This is a genomic window from Pseudomonas sp. P4_C3 (genome assembly GCF_056402075.1).
Window position 1 is genome coordinate 1 of the sequence record NZ_JBFUIC010000016.1, and the last position, 19541, is coordinate 19541.

Below are 19541 nucleotides of genomic sequence, written 5' to 3' on the forward strand. Positions count from 1 at the left end.
CAGTAGAAGCGCTTGAGCTGCGGGTGACGCTCGGCCAGGCCATCGATCCAGTCGCGGAAGGCATGGACGCTGCCGTTGCGCGCGCAGTGGATGAAATGCACCGGCCGCTGAGTTTCCAGCGCAGCTTCGAGCATCGCCAGGGTCGGGGTAATGCCGACGCCGCCGCTGATCAGCACCAGAGGTTTGTCGCTGGCGGTCAGGGTGAACTCGCCCGATGGCGGGAACAACTGGATGCTGGCGCCGACATGCAACTGGTCATGCAAGTAGTTGGAAGCGCGGCCACCGGCTTCACGCTTGACGCTGATGCGGTACTGGCCTTTGTTCGCCAGCGCTGACAGCGAGTAGTTACGACGGATCTCTTCACCGTCGAGGATCAGTTTCATGCCGATGTACTGGCCGGGTTCTGCCTCCAGGATCGGGCCTTTGTCTGCAGGTTCAAAGTAGAACGAGGTGATCTCGGTGCTCTCCTCGACCTTGCCGGCCACGATGAATTCCCGCGCCCCGCGCCAGCCGCCCGGTGCCTGTTCCTTCTGGTCGTAGATGCTGGTTTCGGCACCGATCAGGATGTCCGCCAGTTGCCCGTAGGCCGCACCCCAGGCCGCGATCACTTCCGGGGTGGCGATCTCTTCGCCCAATACTTCGGCAATGGCCCGCAGCAGGCAGCTGCCGACAATCGGGTAGTGCTCCGGCAGAATCTGCAGGGCCACGTGCTTGTTGATGATCTTGGCCACCAGGTCGCCCAACTGGTCGAGTTGGTCGATATGGCGCGCATACATCAATACGCCGTTGGCCAGGGCTCGCGGCTGATCACCACTGGCCTGGTGGGCCTGGTTGAACAGTGGGCGGACTTCCGGGTATTCGGAGAGCATCATGCGGTAGAAGTGTGTGATCAGCGCTTCACCACCGCTTTCGAGCAGTGGCACGGTGGATTTGACGATGGCACGATCTTGAACGCTCAGCATAAAGTGACTCCTGGTCTTCTTGGATTGCTAACGGATTACCCTATGCCTATCAGTTTCCATGCCAACTACTTAGTCTTTATAAATCAATAAGTTAATAACTTAATAGTCATTTAGACACTGCCTGACTTATAGTCATACCGACTACACGGAGTCACTATGACTGCAAAACCCCTGCTCACCGCCCTGCTGCCCCTGGTCTCCGACCTGTCCCGCGAACTGCCCGAGGGCGAGCGTTATCGCCGCCTGCTGGAAGCCATGCGCGCCCTGCTGCCATGCGACGCCGCCGCTCTGCTGCGTCTCGACGGTGAATGGCTGGTGCCGCTGGCGGTCGACGGCTTGAGTACCGATACCCTCGGTCGGCGCTTCAAGGTCAGCGAGCACCCGCGTTTCCAAGCGCTGCTCAGCGGCCCAGGCCCGACCCGTTTCGCTGCCGACAGCGACTTGCCTGACCCCTATGACGGCCTGGTCGATGGCCTGGATGATCATCTGGAAGTTCATGACTGCATGGGTTGCCCGTTATTCATCGACGAGCGCCCATGGGGCCTGCTGACCCTCGACGCCCTCGATCCGGAGCGCTTCGAACCGATCGAGCTGGATGCCCTGCAAGCCTTCGCCAGCCTCGCGGCCGCCACAGTCAACGCCGCCGAGCGCATCGAGCGCTTGAACAACCGGGTCGAAGACGAGCATCAGCGCGCCGAGGTCTACCGCCAGGCCAGCGGCCAGCAGACTCGCGAGATGATCGGCCAAAGCAAGGCCCACAAGCGTCTGGCCGAAGAAATCAGTCTGGTGGGCGGCAGCGACCTGACCGTGTTGATCACCGGCGAAACCGGGGTCGGCAAGGAGTTGGTGGCCCAGGCCATCCATGCCGCCTCGCCCCGCTCCGACAAACCGATCATCAGCCTCAACTGCGCCGCGTTGCCCGACACACTGGTGGAAAGCGAATTGTTCGGCCATGTCCGCGGTGCTTTTACCGGTGCGCTGAACGACCGCCGTGGCAAGTTCGAACTGGCCAACGGCGGCACGCTGTTTCTCGATGAAGTCGGTGAGTTGTCGCTGACCGTGCAGGCCAAGTTGCTGCGCGTGTTGCAGAGCGGTCAACTGCAGCGACTGGGCTCGGACAAGGAGCATCAGGTCGACGTGCGCCTGATCGCGGCGACCAACCGCGACCTCGCCGAAGAAGTGCGCAGCGGCCGTTACCGCGCCGACTTCTACCATCGCCTCAGCGTTTATCCGCTGCTGGTGCCGGCCCTGCGCGATCGCGGACGCGATGTGCTGCTGCTCAGCGGTTACTTCCTGGAGCAGAACCGCTCGCGCATGGGCCTCAACAGTCTGCGCCTGAACAGCGACGCCCAGGCCGCGCTATTGGCCTACGACTGGCCCGGCAACGTGCGCGAGCTTGAACACTTGATCGGCCGCAGCGCCTTGAAAGCCTTGGGCAACTGCAAGGAACGGCCGAAGATTCTCAGCTTGAGCGCAGCCGACCTGGACTTGCCCAATGCCAGCGTTGAAACCGCTGCCGAGCAACCCGTCGCCGCCATCACGCAAGCGGTCACCGGCGACTTGCGCGAGGCCACCGAGCATTATCAGCGTCAATTGATCGGTGCCTGCCTGGAGCGGCATAACAACAACTGGGCAAGCGCGGCCCGTGAGTTAGGCCTGGATCGGGCGAACCTGGGGCGGATGGCTAAAAGGTTGGGGATGAAGTGATGGCCCCATCGTCGGAACGCCGCCCGGAGCAAGCTCGCTCCCACAGGATGTGTGAACGACGACGATCTAATGTGGGAGCGAGCTTGCTCGCGATGGCGTCCTACTGTTCACCGCAATTGTTAAAGCCTGCCCCAAACAAGTCGATAACCCGGCATCGAAGTCATTGGCGATCCCGGGATTGCCCGTCACCTTTTTCCAGAGAAGGTTCCTATGTCCTCCACCAAAGCCCGCGCAGACTCACTTTCGCTTCTGCTGTTTACCTTGCGCAGCGGCAAGCTGATGGCGATCAACCTGCTCAAGGTCAGTGAAATCATTCCCTGCCCGCCGCTGACCAAACTGCCGGAGTCGCACCCCCACGTCAAAGGCATCGCCAGCCTGCGCGGTGCCTCGCTGTCGGTGATCGACCTCAGCCGTGCCATTGGCGAACGTCCGCTGGAAGACCCGAACGGCGGCTGCCTGATCGTCACCGACGTCAGCCGCTCCAAGCAGGGCCTGCACGTGCAGGCCGTGAGCAAGATCGTCCATTGCCTGACCACCGACATCCGCCCGCCGCCCTTCGGCTCCGGTGGTTCGCGCGCCTACATCACCGGCGTGACGTCGGTCGATGGCACCCTGGTGCAAGTGCTGGACATCGAAAAAGTCATCCACGGCATCGCCCCGGCACAAATCGAAATGGCGCCGACCGAGCTGAGCATGGAAGACGCCGAACTGCTCGGCAACGCGCGCATCCTGGTGGTCGATGACAGCCAGGTGGCCTTGCAGCAATCGGTGCACACCCTGCGCAACCTCGGCCTGCAATGCCGTACGGCCCGCAGCGCCAAGGAAGCCATCGATTGCCTGCTGGACCTGCAAGGCACCGCACAACAGATCAACCTGATCGTCTCGGACATCGAAATGTCGGAGATGGACGGCTACGCCTTCACCCGTACCCTGCGGGAAACTCCGGATTTCGCGCATCTTTATGTACTGCTGCACACCTCGCTGGACAGTGCGATGAACGCCGAGAAAGCACGACTGGCGGGGGCGAACGCGGTACTGACCAAATTCTCTTCACCGGAATTGACCCAGTGCCTGATCACCGCGGCCAAGGCTGTCGCCGAACAGGGTTATTGAGTGTTGACCGAAGATTACTGCTGGCTGATGCGACGCGACCTCTCTGTCGTCGTGCCGCCCCCCGATTGGCCAGCCGGCCTGCAACTGGGCGAATACCGCCCCGAACTGGGCGCCGCCGTGCATCGGCTGATGGAGCTCGGTTATCTCGACGGCGCTGGGCGTGTAGCCGCGCTGGACATGTGGCAACGGCAGTTCGAAACCGATCCGGAATATGACCCGGCCCTGTGCTTCATTGCCCAGGATGCCGAAGGTGTGGTGGGTGTGTGTCAGTGCTGGACCAGTGCCTACATCAAGAACCTGGTGGTGCATCCGCGGTTTCAGGGCCGTGGATTGGGGCGTGCCTTGCTGTTGCAAGCGTTCAAGGTATTCCAGCAGCGGCGTGAAGGCTTCGTGGACCTGAAGGTTCTGGAAGACAACCTTCGGGCGCGGCGCTTGTATGAAAGCGTCGGGATGCGCGCAGTCCGCAGGGAGCCGGTTCCTCTCTGACATGCCGCCTTCGCTGGCAAGCCAGCTCCTACAGTGACCGAGCCGATCACAAAACATGTGTAGGGCGCGATTCCTGTAGGAGCGGGCTTGCTCCGGCCGGCGAGGCCAACTGAGTGGCGCATAATTTGCTTCGATAGCGGCTTTTGTGGCGGCATTCTGTCGCCGTTTCATGCCCTGTAATGCGAATGAACACTCAATGAATACAAGGTTTTCCTGCGTAGGCTGCGGCAAATGCTGCAACGGCCACCATGTGCCCCTGACCCTGAGCGAAGCCCGGATGTGGGCAGCCGACGGTGCTCAGGTGATCGTGCTGGTGGAAGCGTTTCTGGACAACGGCCTGGGCCTGCCAGTGCAACAACGGGAGCACACCGTACGCCGTTCGGCGGCGGTGCGCAGCGGCGAATCCGACGCGTACGTGGCCATCACCTTCGCCGCCTACAATGTCGGCCCCTGCCGGAATCTTGACGAAGACAACCGCTGCCGCATCTACGAACGCCGGCCGTTGGTGTGTCGCATCTATCCGATGGAAATCAATCCGCACATTCCCCTGAACCCCACCGCCAAGGAGTGCCCGCCAGAGTCCTGGGAAACAGGGCCAGAGCTGATTGTCGGTGGCAAACTGGTCGACCGGGAGTTATCGGAATTGATCCAGCGTTCCCGTCAGGCGGATCGCGACGAAATTCACACCAAGGATGCGATTTGCGCACAGCTGGGCATCCGCACGACGGCCCTGAAGGGCGACGGGTTTACCGCATATCTTCCGGATATGGCGGAGTTCGCCAGAATCATCGACGAACTGACCGGGCAAATGTTGCCGGAGTGGGGCAGCGAGTGGCTGTTTCATGTGTCGGGGGACGATATCGCCGGGCAGATTGTTGCGGCCGGGGCGAAAGTGGCGGCGGATGCGCCGACGAACTTTGCGTTCATTTCGTTGCGCACGGCTTGAGAGGTCAGGTGCGCAGCTTCGCGAGCTGCGCACGCGCCTTCAGACAGGTAAAGATTTAAAGCGTCGTGACCGCCAGACACTCCACTTCCACCCCTGCGTCCAGTACAAGCTTGCCAGCAAATGTCGTACGAGCGGGTAACCGATCCGCCGGAAAGTAGCTGCGATAAACAGCATTCATGGCAGCAAAGTCCTTCATGTCGGAAAGAATAACTGTGCATTTGGCCACCTGCGCCAGAGACGACCCATGATGCTGCAGTGCGTTGCGCAGATTGGCCATGGCCTGTTCCATTTGCGGCCCTATACCACCTTTCACCAACTCCCCTGCCTCCGTCATTCCGATTACGCCAGAGAGGTAAAGTGTCTGACCAACCTGAACCGCATTGGAAAATGGCATGCCTTCTTCGTTTGGAAAGTACCGAGGAAACTCGAGAGCCGGCGTCGGCAAGTAGCGCTGGGTAATTGCTTGCAGCTGACCATTTTGTTTCAACCGCTCAAGAGCAGCATTCAGGTTATTGCGCAGCAGGGTGTCGTTTTTGCGAACCGCCATGGCCACGCCGCTGCCCAGCATGGGATCGCTAATCGCCGGGCCGGCGAAGTCAAAACCTTGCCCCTGCGGTTTACTCAATAGCGCGTAGGTAATTTCGATCGAGTCTTGCAAAGTCGCATCCAGCTCTCCCGCCAGCAGGCTGGCGATCAATTGATCATTGAGGTTGAAGCTGCGTACTGTTACCCCCGCCTGCGCCCAACGCGCCTTGGCGAACGCCTCGCGACTGGTACCGGCCAGCACGCCGACACGCTTGCCCCGGAGCGATTGAGCATCGGGTTGCAGATTCGCCCCCTTGGGAGCCACCAGCCTGCTGCTCAGGGGATACAGGTTTTCGGTGAAATCGACACGCTCGCGACGCAACGATGTGGCTGTCATCGGCATGATTGCGTCGAAACGACCGCCTTCGAGCGCATCGATGTTGGTGGCGTAATCCTGGTCAACCCAGACACAGCGGGACTTGAGTTCGGCACACAGCGCATTGCCCAACTCGATATTGAGCCCTTCCAGTTCGCCATTCGCGTTACGGAATTCAAACGGCGGTACAAGCGGCTCGACACCGAAACGGATCTGTGGATCGACGACAGCTGTAGTACAACCCGCGGCCAGAGCCACTATCAGGGGTGCAGAAAAAAACTTAAGCAGACGCATGAGAAAACCTTCATCAAGATTCATGGAAATGAATCCTCGACGAATGGCCTTCGAGATTCCCAGAGGGCGAATCGCCAACCGGTGTAGGAACGCTCTGACTTACAGCAAGGAATACGGGCGACCTGAAAATGCCTGAACCTTAACGCTTACCCATCGATCGACGAGTTCCCGGCGGCGCCATGCCCGGTGTCTTGGTGTGGCCGTTCTTGGCGCCGTTCTTGTACCACGGCTGGTTGGAGCCCTTGGCGGCCGCCAGTTCGCCCGGTTTGAACGGGAACTTGAAGGCCGGGATTTCGGCTTTGGTTTCGCTGTCGGCGCTGGAGTCGACGCTGTCTGGCAGCTCTGCCTRCACGTCGCTCAGGGCGTCGGCGACCGGCGGTTGTTTCGGGGAAGTCATGAAAGCTCCGGGTGGTGCATGAAGTGTCGGGCCCGGTGAACGAGCCGCATGCCACAGTATAAGAAGTGCGGCAGTATAACTGGATGGAGCACCGCAAGCTGCAAGCTTGCATTGACCGCCTGACGACTCGCACAAATCCCGCGAAGAATGTTAGCGTGCTCATCATTCTTCACCGCCCGACGAGCCCGCCTCCCATGAAAAAGACTGTCCTGGCCTTCAGCCGCGTCACCCCGGAAATGGTCGAACGCCTGCAACAAGACTTCGATGTCATCGTGCCGAATCCGAAAAACGGCGACATCAACGCCCAATTCAACGAAGCCCTGCCCCACGCCCACGGCCTGATCGGCGTGGGTCGCAAACTCGGCCGCGCCCAGTTGGAAAACGCCGCCAGGCTGGAAGTGGTGTCCAGCGTCTCGGTGGGCTACGACAACTATGACCTGGCCTACTTCAACGAACGCGGGATCATGCTGACCAACACGCCGGATGTGCTCACCGAAAGCACCGCTGACCTGGCGTTTGCTCTGTTGATGAGCAGCGCGCGTCGCGTCGCCGAACTGGATGCCTGGACCAAGGCCGGGCAATGGCAGGCCACTGTCGGTGCGCAGCTGTTCGGTTGTGATGTGCATGGCAAGACGCTGGGCATCGTCGGCATGGGCAACATCGGTGCCGCCATCGCCCGGCGTGGCCGCCTGGGGTTCAACATGCCGGTCATCTACAGCGGTAACAGCCGCAAGACCGAACTGGAACAGGAACTCGGCGCGCAGTACCGCAGCCTCGATCAATTGCTGGCCGAAGCTGATTTCGTCTGCCTGGTGGTGCCGCTCAGCGAGAAAACCAAACACTTGATCAGCCATCGTGAACTGGCACTGATGAAGCCAAGTGCCATTCTGGTGAACATTTCCCGTGGTCCGGTGGTGGATGAACCGGCGCTGATCGAAGCGCTGCAAAACAACCGCATTCGGGGTGCAGGGCTGGACGTGTACGAAAAAGAACCACTGGCCGAGTCGCCACTGTTCCAGCTGAAAAATGCCGTGACCTTGCCGCACATCGGCTCGGCCACCCATGAGACCCGCGATGCCATGGCCAACCGTGCCCTGGCCAACTTGCGCAGTGCCCTGCTGGGCGAGCGACCGCAGGACCTGGTCAACCCGCAAGTCTGGAAGGGTTAACGCAAATCGGGCAGACGTTACAAGCGCCTGCCCGTTTGAAAAAAAGTCACTTTCAAGTTATTAAACAACTCTCTGAATACACACCCTGCAATTCAGTCAGCAGCCGAACAACAAAACCACGAGATAGACTCTCCTTGTTTACCCTGGCACTACGGGATCAGCAACGGAGATCACCCATTTGAACTCACTCACAACAAATCAAGTCATTCGACTCAGCAAAGCCAAACTGATGTTATTTACTAGCCTCTTTGGATTGCTGATGCTATACAACAATTTCACGGATTACTCGACCAACTATGAATACATCAGCCATATCCTGAGCATGGACACTACCAATGATCAAAGCAAATACAGACACAGGGCTATTACTTCCGCCATACTTCACCACCGCATTTACTGGCTGATCATTACACTTGAGGTGGTCTACACCCTATGTTGCCTGCTCGGAACCTATTGCCTTTACAAAAACATCAACGCCAGCCCCGAACAATTTCACGAAGCTAAAAAACCTGCAATCATCGGATTATTGATTGCCCTTTTTCTTTATTACGTCGGTTTTCAAACAGTCGGTACCGAATGGTTCAATATGGATGAGTCGAAAACCTGGAACTACAATTACAGGGCTGGACACATTGTTGATTTCATCTTTCCGTTACTGATATACATCGCGATAAAAATCGAGCACTGAGTCACTCAGCACTCGACGCCCCCTCAAGCCAGCTTGCCGTTGCCCAGCACTTGCGGCGTTTTGGGTTTGCGAAACACCAGTACGTTCCCCGACATCACCAACACCAGCCCCAACAGCGCCGGCACCGTCCATTGATAGCCCTCGGCGAACGCTGACACGTTGAGCGCCACCACCGGAAACAGCACCGTGCAGTACGCCGCCCGCTCAGGCCCCATGCGGCCGACCAGCGTCAGGTAGGCGGTGAAACCGATCACCGATCCCGGAATCACCAGGTACAGCAGTGACCCGATGTAACGCGTGCTCATTTCCATGTCGAAGGGAATGCCCTTGACCATACACCACACCGAGAGCATCGCCGCCCCGTAAGCCATGCCCCAGGCATTGGTGGTCAGCGGTTTGAGCCCGGCCTTCTGTTGCAGGCTCGAGAGCATGTTGCCCGCCGAGAAACACAAGGTGCCGCACAGGGCCAGACCGAGACCGAGCAGGGTTTCCGGGCTGGCGGTATGCCCGGCCAATTCAGGCCAGAACAACAGGCCCAGCCCAAGCAGGCCCAGCGCGCCACCCATCAGCACATTGCGGGCGATTTTCTGACCGAAGAACACCCGCGCGTTGAGGGCATTCCACAGGGTGGCGGTGGAAAACACCACAGCCACCAGACCGCTGGGGATCCACTGGCTCGCAGTGAGGAAGCACATGAAGTTGACGCAGAACAGGCACAAGCCCTGAGCCAGGCAAATCAAATGCCCGCGACGGTTCATCACTTGCAGGCGTCGGCTGAGCAGCAAGATCACGAACAGCACCAGCGCGGCGAGGCCGAAGCGATAGACGATCGACACAGGAATGGCCACCACACCCAGTTGCCATTTCAAGGCAATCCAGGTGGTGCCCCAGATCAGCACGGTCAACAGGTACAAAGAAAGGTTCATGGCAAAGGCTCCTCGATAGGCGCCCAGTGTCCGGCGCCACGCCTGGGCGCACTTGCATAAACTTGCGCTTTTGTCTGGCGACAGGCTGGCAGGCACGCGTCTACGGAGTAGGATGCAGGGCGTTGGATGCAGGTGTTAGAGAGCAACGATCATGGCTGTACTGGATACCCTACAAGTCTTTCAAGCCCTCAACCGCTCGCCGAATGCTCGCCTCGAGCACAGCGCCGAGCTCGGGGACGGCTTGTCTGCAGCTTTGTGGAGCAATCACCACGACGCCCAGGAATACGAAGCACCCAGCCACCATACGCTGTCCTGTTACATTGCTGGCGGCACCGGTACCTTCCGCCGCGATCAGCCCGCAACCAAGGGCGGCCCGGACAAACTGTGCATCCTGCCGGCCGGTCACCAGTCAGGCTGGGTGATCAACGGCGACATTCGTCTGGCGCACCTGTATTTCAGCCCCGAACAATTTGCCCTCGGCTGTGTCACCCTGCTCGATCGCGAGCCACGGGAAATGCAACTGCGCGAACAGACCTTTCTCGATGATCCGCAGCAGGCGCTGCGCTTTCGACAGTTGATCACCCTGAACTGGGACGAGCCGGGCGAGCGCCTGCTCACCAGCAGCCTGGCTCACGAACTGCTCAGCCATGCCCTGCTCAGCCAGGTCAATGCCCGGCAAGACCTGCGCCTTAAAGGTGGGTTGGCCGCGCATCAGCGTCGACATCTGGTGGAGTACATCGACAGCCATCTGGACGAGGCCATCAGTCTCGGCCAGTTGGCGGCGTTGTGCGCGTTGTCGGAATACCACTTCGCGCGGATGTTCCGCGAAAGCTTCGGCTTGCCACCCCACCAGTATGTGCTGGCACGACGCCTGAACCGGGCGCAGGAGTTGCTGCGCACGACCTTGCAGCCACTGGGGGAGATTGCGCTGGCCTGCGGATTTTCCAGTGCCAGCCATTTCACCAACCGGTTTCGCCAGGCCCTCGGTGGAACGCCCGGCGAATATCGCCAGGCGTTTTTGCGCTAGGCGCGGGATTTTCGACGTCCTTCAGGCCGCCATCGCGAGCAGGCCCGCTCCCACAGGGAGAAACAGTCGTCAGAACTCCAAGGTGCTCGACAACGTCACCTGCCGCGAGTCACCCATCGACACAAAGAACCGACTCGCCGCCGAGGTGTAGTAAGTACGGTCAAACAGGTTCTTCACGTTGAGCTGGAACTTGACCTTCTGCCCTTCGACCTTTGTGTCGTAGGTGGCGAACGCATCGGCCACGGTGTAGCTCGGCAGGTCGAAATCGTTCACCGCATTGCCCGCGCGCCCCCCCACATAACGCGCCCCGGCGCCGACCCGCAGTTGGTCGCCGCCGACGATGGTGCCGAAGTCATAGACGGCCGACAGCGAGCCGCTGTTCTTTGCCACGTTTTGCAGTTGATTGCCCTTGTAAACAGGGTCTTCGGTGACTTCGGCATCGGTGTAGGCGTAGCTGCCGATCATGCTCCAGCGATCCGTCAGCTGACCGCTCAAGTCCACTTCCAGGCCACGGGAACGCACTTCGCCGGCGGCACTGTAAATCGTGGTCGGGCCTTCGGCGTTGGCCACCAGCACGTTGCGTTTCTTGATGTCGAACAGCGCGATGTTGCCAGTGACGCGGCCCGGCAGATCGAGCTTGGCACCCAGCTCCCAGGACTTGGCTTCTTCCGGCGCGATGCCGCCGTCAAGCACGGTGCTGCTGCCGCTCAATGGCGCGATGGTCGAGTTGGGTTTGAACGACTCGGTGTAGCTGCCATAAAACGACAAGGCATCGGTGTATTTGTATACCAGGCCCGCGCGCGGCACCCATTTCTGCCCGTTACTGTCGGTGTTGGCGTGGAACGGTACGCCTTTGCCGGCGTATTGGTCGTACGCCTGGAAGCGCGCGCCGGCCACCAGAATCCATTGGTCGTTGAGGTGGATGGAATCCTGCAGGAACACCGAATCGCTACGCAGTTCATCGGTCTGCGCGCTGTCGGCCGCACTGACAGTGGTGCCCGGCACTTCCTGGCCATAGATCGGGTTCACGTAGCTGAACTGGGTGCGGCTTTTCTGGCGGATCAGGTCTTCGCGGAAAATCTTGCGGTACTCGTCATCGACGCCGAACAGCAGGTCATGCTGCATGCCGAACACATCCACGTTGCCTTCGAGGCTGGCGGTGGTGAAGCGGTCGGTGCTGATCGCATTCCGGGTGCCGTCCATGCTGCGGGTCAGGGTGCCCTTATTGGTGTCGATTGCAGTCACGCGCACCTGGCTGGCGTCGTAGGTTTCGCGGTTCCAGCTGTAGCCGAAATGGGCCTTCCAGTTGTCGTTGAGCTCGTGATCGGCCTCGAAGTGATAGAGGTCCGAACGCCCTTCCATGTTGTTGAACGGCTCGTCGAGACGCTCGTTGCGCGAGATGTCCAGCGGATGGTTGGTCCGTGGATCGATCAGCGTGCCTCGGTCAAACGGCGTGAGGAATTCGCGGTGCTCATAGGAGAACAGCAACTTGGTGCTTTCACCGTACCAGGCCAGCGACGGCGCGATCAGGCTCTCACGATGTACACCGAAGTTGCGCCAGTAATCTTCGTCTTCGTAGTCGAGCACCATGCGGTACGCCAGCCCAGAGTCGCCCAGGGCACCGGTGCTGTCGAGACCGCCGCCGCTGCCATTCTTGCCGTCGCCATAGCTCGAGCCGCGCACGGTCAAGCCGTTGTACTGCTCAAGCTCGGGCTTCTTGCTGACCATGTTGACCACGCCGCCCGGATCCTGGATGCCGTAGAGCAACGAGGCCGGGCCCTTGAGTACTTCGACCCGGTCGACGCTGGCGTTGAGACCACGACCCTGCACGATCGGCATGCCGTCTCGCATGATCGAGCCGTTACGGTTGTCGCCAAAGCCGCGGACCATCACCGAGTCCTGGGTGCTGCCAAGGGTGTTGGCCTGGGTGATGCCGCTGACATTGGCCAGGGCGTCATCGAGATTGCGCGGAGCCTGGTCGCGAATGACCTGGGCCGGGACGACATTGACGGTCTGCGGGATTTCCTGAATCGGGGCCGAGGAGCGCATCACCGAAGAGGTCGGTGGCGGCTGGTAACTCATGGACTCATCCATCACCGAGGTAATGGTGGTAGCGCCCAGGCTCAACGCACCTTCGGTCGGCCGTGGTTCCAGTGCAATGGTGTGCCCATCGGTGCGGCGGAACGTCAATCCCGAACCGGTGAGCAGACGTTGCAGGGCCTGTTCGGCACTCATCTGGCCATTGATGGCCGGCGCATTGAGGCCGTACGGCGCTTCATCGGTGTAGACGACACTGATGCCGGTCACCCGGCTGAAATCACTCAAGGCTTGGGGCAGCGGTTTGGCGGTCAGGGAAAAACTGAACTGCGCGAGTTGCTGGCTGTTGCCAGCCTCAGCGGCCAGCACCACGCTCAGCGGCAACAACGCCAATGCCGAAAAGCTCAACGCAGACACACCCAACCATTGTTTGACCGACCCCGATTTTGCCCTGGACTTCATGACTCATGACCTGTGTAGAACCGCAACGGATGCGAATGACTCGCAGTTTCAGTCACTACACGAATGGCAATCGGGTTTACCTCATCACAATTTGAAAATATTTTTACTTGAGTGATTGGGTGTCTGATCTGCCGCCATCGCGAGCAAGCTCGCTCCCACAGGGTTATGTGTTGCCCCAATATTGTGACCGACTCAATACCTGTGGGAGCGAGCTTGCTCGCGATGGGGCMGATCGATTCAACGCAAAATAATCAGATGCCCCAACACCTGATGCTGCTCAAACCCCAACACCCCCTGCAACGAACTCAACACCGCCTGCGGGTTCCTGCTCGGAAAGCTGCCACTGACCCGGCGCGCCGCCAGTTCATCGTTAAGCAACACGATCCGCCCAGGGTAATAGCGCGCCAAATCCTGCACCACATCGGCCAACGTCGCCTTGTAGTAATTGAGCCAGCCCTGGCGCCATGCCAACTGCGCTTCGCTGTCCACCGCGTGGAGTTTTTCCGCCGAGCCTTCGCCGTAGGCCACTTGCTGGCCAGCGGTAAGAATTTGCTGTTCGGCGTTCTGCTCCGCCGTCACGCCAACCCGCCCTGACAGCACCGTGACCTGCGCACCGTGGGGCTGCAAACGGACTTCGAACTGCGTGCCCAAGACCCGCGTCTGGCCTTTCTCGGCGTCCACCACAAACGGCTCGCCGGTGTGGGTGACACTGAAAAAACCGGCGCCGCGACGCAGTTGTACATGTCGCTCACCGCGACTGAAATCCACGGCGATGGCGCTGTCGGCATCCAGAGTCACCTGTGACTGATCGGCCAGGGTAACTGTGCGAATTTCCCCCGGTGCCGAGACGTAATCCGCCCCCAGGTCATCAATCCAGCGCATCGGCTGCCAGCCTGTGCCGAGACTGATCATCAACAGTAGACACGCGGCCATCGCCAGCGCACCCGACCAACGTCCGACCGTGCTGCGCCGCGAGCGTTTGATGGCATTGAGATAGCCTTGCATGGCAAAAGCGTCTTCATCGGCCAGCGTGCGCGCCGGCCCTTCGCTCAACTCCCACAAGACCTGCGCCTGGGCATACGCCTGCGCATGAGCGGTATCGGCTCGCAACCACTGGCTGAACGCCGCCTGATCACCACTGCCAGGCTGGTCATGCAACAGGCTCAGCCAGGCCAGCGCGGCCTGCTCCTGAGCGGGCGTCGGGGTGACGCGTTCGAAGTGGTTCACGGTGCTTTCCCTGGCGTTCGTGTTTCAGGCTCCCGAAGGCTGGCCTTGCAGGCTTCGAGGGCGCGCATCATATGTTTTTCCACGGCACTTTGGGACAAACCCATGGCCTTGGCGATCTCGGCGTATTTACGGCCGTGAATGCGATTGAGCAAAAAGATCTGCCGCGTGCGCTGCGGTAATGCGCGCAACGCCGCTTCGACGTGGCGCAAATCGTTGCCCGCCTCCAGCGCCGCTTGCGGTCCGCAGCCGTGGCTGTCCGGTGGTTCCACCATCAAGCCTTCACTGGCCCGGACCCGCGTGCCTTCACTGCGCAAATGGTCGATGGCGATATTGCCGGCGCAGCGCAGCAGATACGTGCCGAGCTCCTCGACCTGCACCAGCGGCCGCCGCCAGAAACGCAGGAACAAGTCCTGCACCAGGTCAGCCGCCGTCGCCCGGCAACCGACGCGCCGACTCACCAGTGCCTCCATTTGTGAACGCTGGGAGAGAAACACCTGGAGAAACTGCGCACGGTCGCCACGCTGTTCGTCGCGTTCGATATCGTGGGGGTCTGGGGGCAGAGTGATCATCGTTCATGTTCCGACCTGAAAACCGGGGAGGCCACGACAGCGTCAGGGGGCCGGCAAGGTTGCAATATTAATGATAAATATTCTCATATGCAAAAGGATCGGGTGCAGCCCTCTATTACGCCCATTGGCTGCACCGCAAACTCGGCCGTCCCGATAGCCCAGTCCAATGGCCATGGAATCCAAAAGCCACCCAAACGAAAACGGGCCTGCAATGCAGGCCCGTTCTAATGGGTAGGTAAAAAGTGAATCAGGTGTCAGCCGTTAAGCGCCGCCTGTTCGTTTTCCAGAAACTCTTCTTCCAGCAGCTGGTCGGCATGGGCGCCACTCTCGATGGGCACCACATTGGCTCGTTTGCCGCGTAATTTGCCGAACATATGCTCCAGCGCATGTTCAAGTTTGGTAGCTGCTCCGTCGATCGCCTGCTCCATGGTGGAGGCTTTATGGGTGACGGAAACCGGTTGATGGCCTTTTGGCCGCGCCTCCAGTTGGCAGCGCATGTCATGGGGACCCGGCTTGTCGCCGTTCTCGTCCCGCAGGTGAACCTCGACGCGTGTCAGGTCCTCTTCGTAGCGTTCGAGCGTGCTCTCAATGGTCGTACGTACCCACTCCTCCAGTCGTTTACTGCCTTGAATATGGTTATCGCTATTGACTTGGATTTGCATAGTTCATCCCTTATTTCAGCTAGCTCGCGAGAGGCCGGTCAGCTAAGCCCTTGGGCGTCATCACCGTGACCTCTTGCTTACACAATCGGTCTGTACGCTGAACAATTCAACCCCCTAAAAAAGATAAATTTTCAATCGCAAAAAAAGCCGGACAACCGGTAAAAGCGCTGTTAAGGTCGGGAGTTGGGTCGCCCTGCTCTTACGTAATAATTGCTCACATTTGCCGCTCCCCCAACGGGTGCAAACTGCGAAAAGCGCCCGCCTCCTCCACCAACCAATCGTGCACCGCGCGCACACCCGGATGGCTCAATGCCCCTGGTGCGTAAAGCAGCATGTAGCGCTTGTGATTGGGCACCGCCAGGCCGAACGGCACGATCAACGCCCCACGCTCCAGCTCATCGTTGAGCAGTGTCCGTCGGGCAATCGCCACCCCCATCCCGGCGATGGCCGCTTCGATCGTCAGGTGATTGCGATTGAACGTATGCCCGCGTCGCACATCCGCCCCCTCGAAACCGATGGCGTTGAGGTAAAACTCCCATTCCGCGTACTCATAGCTGCCGCGCCAGGCGGTGATGTCGTGCAGCAAGGGAAAGTGCATCAGGTCTGCCGGACCGTGCAGCGGCGGACGACCGCGCAACAGGCTCGGTGCACACACAGGAAAAATCTGCTCATCGAGCAAGGCTGTGGATAACAGGCCCGGGTAGCTGCCGTCGTTCAGGTCGATCGCCAGGTCGAAGTCGCCTTCATGCAACGGCACGCTGCTGTCCTCGGCCACCAGGCGCAACTGAATATCCGGAAAACGCTGCTGCAAACGCGGCAGACGCGGCGTCAGCCATTTGCTCAGGAACGACGGAATCGAACGTACCCGCAGAATCCCGCTGATCATGCCCGCATCCAGTCGCCGCAATTCCGCGTCGATGCTGCCAAATGCCTCGTTGACGGTAATGGCCAGACGCTGGCCCTCAGCGCTCAACTCCACTCCGCGGGCGCGGCGGTGAAACAGACGAAAACCCAGGCGTTCTTCCAGCTGACGAATCTGCTGGCTGACCGCCCCCGGTGTGATGTGCAGCTCTTCGGCGCAGCGGGTGAACGACAAGTGCCGCGCGGCACAGGCAAACACGTTCAACCAGACATATGTCTGGGCGTGCAATTGACGACTCATCGTTTAGTCCTGCTAAAGGATGTCTTAGGAATTTTCGTTGGTCACGCAGGATCGTGACAGGCAGTATCGCCCAAATTGCGCTTGTCCTACAGAAATGGCAGCGATTACCCTTCCATTGCATGTAAAGGCTTTAGCATGGCTATCAGTGTTTTCGATCTATTCAAAGTCGGCATCGGCCCGTCCAGCTCCCATACCGTCGGTCCGATGCGCGCTGCCGCAACCTTTGCCCAAGCGCTGGTCGATCACGGTTTTCTGGCTGACGTGCGACGCGTGGAAATTCGCCTCTATGGTTCTCTGTCAGCGACCGGCGTCGGCCACGCAACGGACCGCGCCTGCGTCATGGGCCTGATGGGCGAATGGCCCGACCGCATCGACCCCACCACCATCGACAGCCGCATTCACACCCTGCGCGAAACCGGCAAATTGTGCCTGGCAGGCGTTGCGGACATTGCCTTCGACTGGCAACGCGATCTCCTGCTGCTAAACGAGAGCCTGCCCTACCACCCCAACGCCATGTCCCTGGCAGCCTTCGGTGAAACCGGCGAACTGTTCGAGCAGACCTATTACTCGGTGGGCGGCGGTTTCATCATCGAAGCGGCCGAAGCCGAATCCGGGGTCGCACTGGCCGGCGATGTGGTGCTGCCTTACGATTTCTCCAGCGCCGCCGAACTGCTCAAGCTGTGCAACGAGCACGGCCTGCGGGTGAGCGAACTGATGATGGCCAACGAACGGGCGTGGCGTGGTGATGCCGAGATTCGCCAGGGCCTGTTGCATATCTGGTCGGTGATGCGCGAATGCGTCGAGCAGGGCTTGCGTCACGAAGGCATCTTGCCCGGCGGTCTGAATGTTCCACGTCGAGCGGCGAAACTGCATCGCAGCCTGCAGGAAATCGGCAAGCCGAATGTCATTACGTCCACTTTGTCGGCAATGGAATGGGTCAACCTGTATGCCCTTGCCGTGAACGAAGAAAACGCAGCCGGCGGGCGCATGGTCACGGCACCGACCAACGGCGCGGCGGGGATCATTCCCGCGGTGCTGCACTACTACATGAAATTCAATGCCGATGCGTCTGACGATGACGTGGTCGCGTTCTTCCTGGGCGCAGCGGCCGTCGGCATCCTGTGCAAGAAAAACGCTTCGATCTCCGGGGCCGAAGTCGGCTGCCAGGGTGAAGTCGGCTCCGCCTGCGCCATGGCCGCCGCCGGCCTGGCAGAGGTGCTTGGCGCCACCCCGGAGCAGCTGGAAAACGCCGCCGAAATCGGCCTGGAACACAACCTCGGCCTCACCTGCGACCCGGTTGGCGGACTGGTACAAGTGCCGTGCATCGAGCGCAATGCGATCGCCGCAGTGAAAGCCATCAACGCCACGCAAATGGCCCTGCGTGGCGACGGCCAGCACTTCATTTCCCTGGACCGGGTGATTCGCACCATGCGCGACACCGGCGCCGACATGCACGACAAGTACAAAGAGACGTCACGGGGCGGACTGGCAGTGAACTGGGTGGAATGTTGACCGTTTTGGTTGCACACCGAGGTTTATTGCCCTGAAACGTGCAGAAAACGCGGCCCCTGTAGGAGCGAGCTTGCTCGCGAAAAACCCTCAGGCGCCGCAAACCATCTGGTTTGACGCGTTATCGTTCACGACCATCGCGAGCAGGCTCGCTCCTACAGAACGTTTTTTTGTCCGACAATTTTGTCGGCATGCCCCTTGCTACATCCTGGTTGGAACAATGATGGCGAGATGGCCGGTGGTCAGGCATTGCGAACCAACCCGATCACGGCCGGTCAACAACTGCACGTTCAATCAGGCGGTGACACATCATGGACAACCCTTTCCAGCTCATTACCGATGCCTTTGCAGCGGATTACCAGATCAACCTGAGCATTCAGGGCCTGGATGGCAGCATCATGCTGACCCTGTCCAACAGTGGACGCGTAGTCGCAAAGCGCATGATCAGTGCCGAACAACGCAATGACCCCGAGCGCCTGAAACGACTGGTGCAAAGCATTCAGTTCGGCATTGCCATCGAGCAGGGCCACAGTGCCGTGGCCATCCTCGAATCCATGACCGATGGCGGCATGCACAGCCTGCCGCCACCAGCCAAAGGCCGGCCCCGACCCGCCATGGGGCTTTAAAGCTCGCCCTTTTCTACTTCGGAATGCTCACTGGAGCCCGCACCTGTTTTGCGGTGCGGGTTCTCAATCTTCACCGAAGGAAACTGCGACGAAGCATAACGCACCACCAGAATCGCAAACGCCAGCAGCAGAATCCCGCCGCACAGGTAGATGATCCCAAGGTCCGGCGGGTTGTGGTGCGAAACGTTGGAAATCAGCAGCCGCGTCAGCGCGGTGATCGCCACGTAGATCAGGAAGCGCACCGGCATGTGATTGGTCTTGAAGTAAATCCCGACCATCGCTCCCAGTTCCAGATAGATGAACAGCAGCAAGATGTCATCGATCTTGATGTGCCCCTCTTCGATCATCCCGAGGAATTCCATCACCGCCGCCCACGCGGTCACCGCACCAATGGCGAACAGCGCCAGGTAGTGGAAGGTTTCGACGAACAGATTGCCCAGGGACTCGGCCAGTCCATGCACGTTCTGCCGCAGTTTTTCGGCCCAGTTGATTTTCACGATGATGCTTCCTTAGGTCGGCTCGACCGGATGATGCGGGTTGGACGTGACGGTTTTTCTGCATGCAGAAAAAAGGCCAGCCCATGATGGCGAGCCGCTCTGGATCGCGCGCCGTGGCGTTTGGTCGCACCCGTACTGCGCCTCACCTGACAAATCTCGAATCCGGTCTACATT

The 19541-nt window shown here is 59.9% G+C and carries 19 protein-coding genes; 9 read left to right on the forward strand and 10 right to left on the reverse strand.

The features are described from left to right. Positions 1–962, reverse strand: a 962-nt coding sequence (gene hmpA, locus AC1DVH_RS05370; protein WP_477752918.1) for an NO-inducible flavohemoprotein, incomplete at its 3' end; no start/stop codon positions are given. A 156-nt stretch (positions 963–1118) separates the two neighbouring features. On the opposite strand from hmpA, the gene norR reads away from it, so the two are divergent. From norR to AC1DVH_RS05390, 4 genes are all read left to right on the forward strand, one after another. Then, the gene (gene norR, locus AC1DVH_RS05375; RefSeq protein WP_477752919.1) at positions 1119–2669 is read left to right on the forward strand and encodes a nitric oxide reductase transcriptional regulator NorR; all 1551 of its coding nucleotides are present in this window, start codon (positions 1119–1121) and stop codon (positions 2667–2669) included. 210 nt (positions 2670–2879) lie between these two features. After that, on the forward strand, positions 2880–3782 hold the full coding sequence (locus tag AC1DVH_RS05380; RefSeq protein WP_477752920.1) for a chemotaxis protein CheW: 903 nt from the start codon (positions 2880–2882) through the stop codon (positions 3780–3782). Between the two features lie 27 nt (positions 3783–3809). Further along, on the forward strand, positions 3810–4268 hold the full coding sequence (locus AC1DVH_RS05385) for a GNAT family N-acetyltransferase (protein ID WP_477752955.1): 459 nt from the start codon (positions 3810–3812) through the stop codon (positions 4266–4268). Between the two features lie 196 nt (positions 4269–4464). Continuing rightward, positions 4465–5214, forward strand: coding sequence for a YkgJ family cysteine cluster protein (locus tag AC1DVH_RS05390; RefSeq protein ID WP_477752921.1), 750 nt, complete (start codon positions 4465–4467; stop codon positions 5212–5214). A gap of 55 nt (positions 5215–5269) precedes the next feature. On the opposite strand, the gene AC1DVH_RS05395 is transcribed toward AC1DVH_RS05390, so the two are convergent. Then, positions 5270–6409: a transporter substrate-binding domain-containing protein gene (locus tag AC1DVH_RS05395; RefSeq protein WP_477752956.1), complete on the reverse strand. Its 1140-nt coding sequence runs from the start codon at positions 6407–6409 to the stop codon at positions 5270–5272. A gap of 139 nt (positions 6410–6548) precedes the next feature. Continuing rightward, the gene (locus AC1DVH_RS05400; RefSeq protein WP_477752922.1) at positions 6549–6806 is read right to left on the reverse strand and encodes a hypothetical protein; all 258 of its coding nucleotides are present in this window, start codon (positions 6804–6806) and stop codon (positions 6549–6551) included. A 194-nt stretch (positions 6807–7000) separates the two neighbouring features. Here AC1DVH_RS05400 and AC1DVH_RS05405 point away from each other — a divergent pair, with 194 nt between their 5' ends. Then, complete coding sequence (locus AC1DVH_RS05405) at positions 7001–7975, forward strand: 2-hydroxyacid dehydrogenase (protein WP_477752923.1); 975 nt, start codon at positions 7001–7003, stop codon at positions 7973–7975. A gap of 178 nt (positions 7976–8153) precedes the next feature. Next, positions 8154–8663: a DUF2165 family protein gene (locus AC1DVH_RS05410; RefSeq protein WP_477752924.1), complete on the forward strand. Its 510-nt coding sequence runs from the start codon at positions 8154–8156 to the stop codon at positions 8661–8663. Between the two features lie 23 nt (positions 8664–8686). On the opposite strand, the gene AC1DVH_RS05415 is transcribed toward AC1DVH_RS05410, so the two are convergent. Beyond that, on the reverse strand, positions 8687–9589 hold the full coding sequence (locus AC1DVH_RS05415; protein WP_477752925.1) for a DMT family transporter: 903 nt from the start codon (positions 9587–9589) through the stop codon (positions 8687–8689). A 151-nt stretch (positions 9590–9740) separates the two neighbouring features. On the opposite strand from AC1DVH_RS05415, the gene AC1DVH_RS05420 reads away from it, so the two are divergent. Then, positions 9741–10616, forward strand: a complete 876-nt coding sequence (locus tag AC1DVH_RS05420; protein WP_477752926.1) for a helix-turn-helix domain-containing protein — start codon at positions 9741–9743, stop codon at positions 10614–10616. 69 nt (positions 10617–10685) lie between these two features. Here AC1DVH_RS05420 and AC1DVH_RS05425 read toward each other — a convergent pair whose 3' ends face one another. The 5 genes from AC1DVH_RS05425 to AC1DVH_RS05445 form a co-directional block, all read right to left on the reverse strand. Continuing rightward, on the reverse strand, positions 10686–13115 hold the full coding sequence (locus AC1DVH_RS05425) for a TonB-dependent siderophore receptor (protein WP_477752927.1): 2430 nt from the start codon (positions 13113–13115) through the stop codon (positions 10686–10688). Positions 13116–13352: 237 nt separating this feature from the next. Then, positions 13353–14342, reverse strand: a complete 990-nt coding sequence (locus AC1DVH_RS05430; RefSeq protein ID WP_477752928.1) for a FecR family protein — start codon at positions 14340–14342, stop codon at positions 13353–13355. Beyond that, the gene (locus AC1DVH_RS05435) at positions 14339–14911 is read right to left on the reverse strand and encodes an RNA polymerase sigma factor (RefSeq protein ID WP_477752929.1); all 573 of its coding nucleotides are present in this window, start codon (positions 14909–14911) and stop codon (positions 14339–14341) included. Before AC1DVH_RS05435 ends, AC1DVH_RS05430 begins: the two co-directional genes overlap by 4 nt. A 254-nt stretch (positions 14912–15165) precedes the next feature. Beyond that, positions 15166–15573, reverse strand: a complete 408-nt coding sequence (locus tag AC1DVH_RS05440) for an HPF/RaiA family ribosome-associated protein (RefSeq protein ID WP_007970346.1) — start codon at positions 15571–15573, stop codon at positions 15166–15168. Positions 15574–15787: 214 nt separating this feature from the next. Then, positions 15788–16735 (reverse strand): LysR substrate-binding domain-containing protein, encoded by a 948-nt coding sequence (locus AC1DVH_RS05445; RefSeq protein ID WP_008046773.1) that lies wholly within the window; start codon positions 16733–16735, stop codon positions 15788–15790. Positions 16736–16870: 135 nt separating this feature from the next. Here AC1DVH_RS05445 and AC1DVH_RS05450 point away from each other — a divergent pair, with 135 nt between their 5' ends. Further along, positions 16871–18247, forward strand: coding sequence for an L-serine ammonia-lyase (locus AC1DVH_RS05450; protein WP_477752930.1), 1377 nt, complete (start codon positions 16871–16873; stop codon positions 18245–18247). 308 nt (positions 18248–18555) lie between these two features. Further along, positions 18556–18870 carry a DUF3509 domain-containing protein gene (locus tag AC1DVH_RS05455; RefSeq protein ID WP_477752931.1) on the forward strand — a complete coding sequence of 105 codons (315 nt, stop codon included), beginning with the start codon at positions 18556–18558 and terminating at the stop codon, positions 18868–18870. Here the strand turns inward: AC1DVH_RS05455 and AC1DVH_RS05460 are convergent. Next, on the reverse strand, positions 18867–19367 hold the full coding sequence (locus AC1DVH_RS05460; RefSeq protein ID WP_477752932.1) for a phosphate-starvation-inducible protein PsiE: 501 nt from the start codon (positions 19365–19367) through the stop codon (positions 18867–18869). The two genes, AC1DVH_RS05455 and AC1DVH_RS05460, sit on opposite strands and share 4 nt — an antisense overlap. Positions 19368–19541: the final 174 nt, after the last annotated feature.

Excerpts from the sequence above, each read along its gene's own strand:
- norR (WP_477752919.1), top strand. The coding sequence starts at position 1,119 with ATGACTGCAAAACCCCTGCTCACCGCCCTGCTGCCCCTGGTCTCCGAC.
- AC1DVH_RS05380 (WP_477752920.1), top strand. The coding sequence starts at position 2,880 with ATGTCCTCCACCAAAGCCCGCGCAGACTCACTTTCGCTTCTGCTGTTT.
- AC1DVH_RS05385 (WP_477752955.1), top strand. The coding sequence starts at position 3,810 with ATGCGACGCGACCTCTCTGTCGTCGTGCCGCCCCCCGATTGGCCAGCC.
- AC1DVH_RS05390 (WP_477752921.1), top strand. The coding sequence starts at position 4,465 with ATGAATACAAGGTTTTCCTGCGTAGGCTGCGGCAAATGCTGCAACGGC.
- AC1DVH_RS05395 (WP_477752956.1), bottom strand. The coding sequence starts at position 6,409 with ATGCGTCTGCTTAAGTTTTTTTCTGCACCCCTGATAGTGGCTCTGGCC.
- AC1DVH_RS05405 (WP_477752923.1), top strand. The coding sequence starts at position 7,001 with ATGAAAAAGACTGTCCTGGCCTTCAGCCGCGTCACCCCGGAAATGGTC.
- AC1DVH_RS05415 (WP_477752925.1), bottom strand. The coding sequence starts at position 9,589 with ATGAACCTTTCTTTGTACCTGTTGACCGTGCTGATCTGGGGCACCACC.
- AC1DVH_RS05420 (WP_477752926.1), top strand. The coding sequence starts at position 9,741 with ATGGCTGTACTGGATACCCTACAAGTCTTTCAAGCCCTCAACCGCTCG.
- AC1DVH_RS05425 (WP_477752927.1), bottom strand. The coding sequence starts at position 13,115 with ATGAAGTCCAGGGCAAAATCGGGGTCGGTCAAACAATGGTTGGGTGTG.
- AC1DVH_RS05435 (WP_477752929.1), bottom strand. The coding sequence starts at position 14,911 with ATGATCACTCTGCCCCCAGACCCCCACGATATCGAACGCGACGAACAG.
- AC1DVH_RS05440 (WP_007970346.1), bottom strand. The coding sequence starts at position 15,573 with ATGCAAATCCAAGTCAATAGCGATAACCATATTCAAGGCAGTAAACGA.
- AC1DVH_RS05445 (WP_008046773.1), bottom strand. The coding sequence starts at position 16,735 with ATGAGTCGTCAATTGCACGCCCAGACATATGTCTGGTTGAACGTGTTT.
- AC1DVH_RS05450 (WP_477752930.1), top strand. The coding sequence starts at position 16,871 with ATGGCTATCAGTGTTTTCGATCTATTCAAAGTCGGCATCGGCCCGTCC.
- AC1DVH_RS05455 (WP_477752931.1), top strand. The coding sequence starts at position 18,556 with ATGGACAACCCTTTCCAGCTCATTACCGATGCCTTTGCAGCGGATTAC.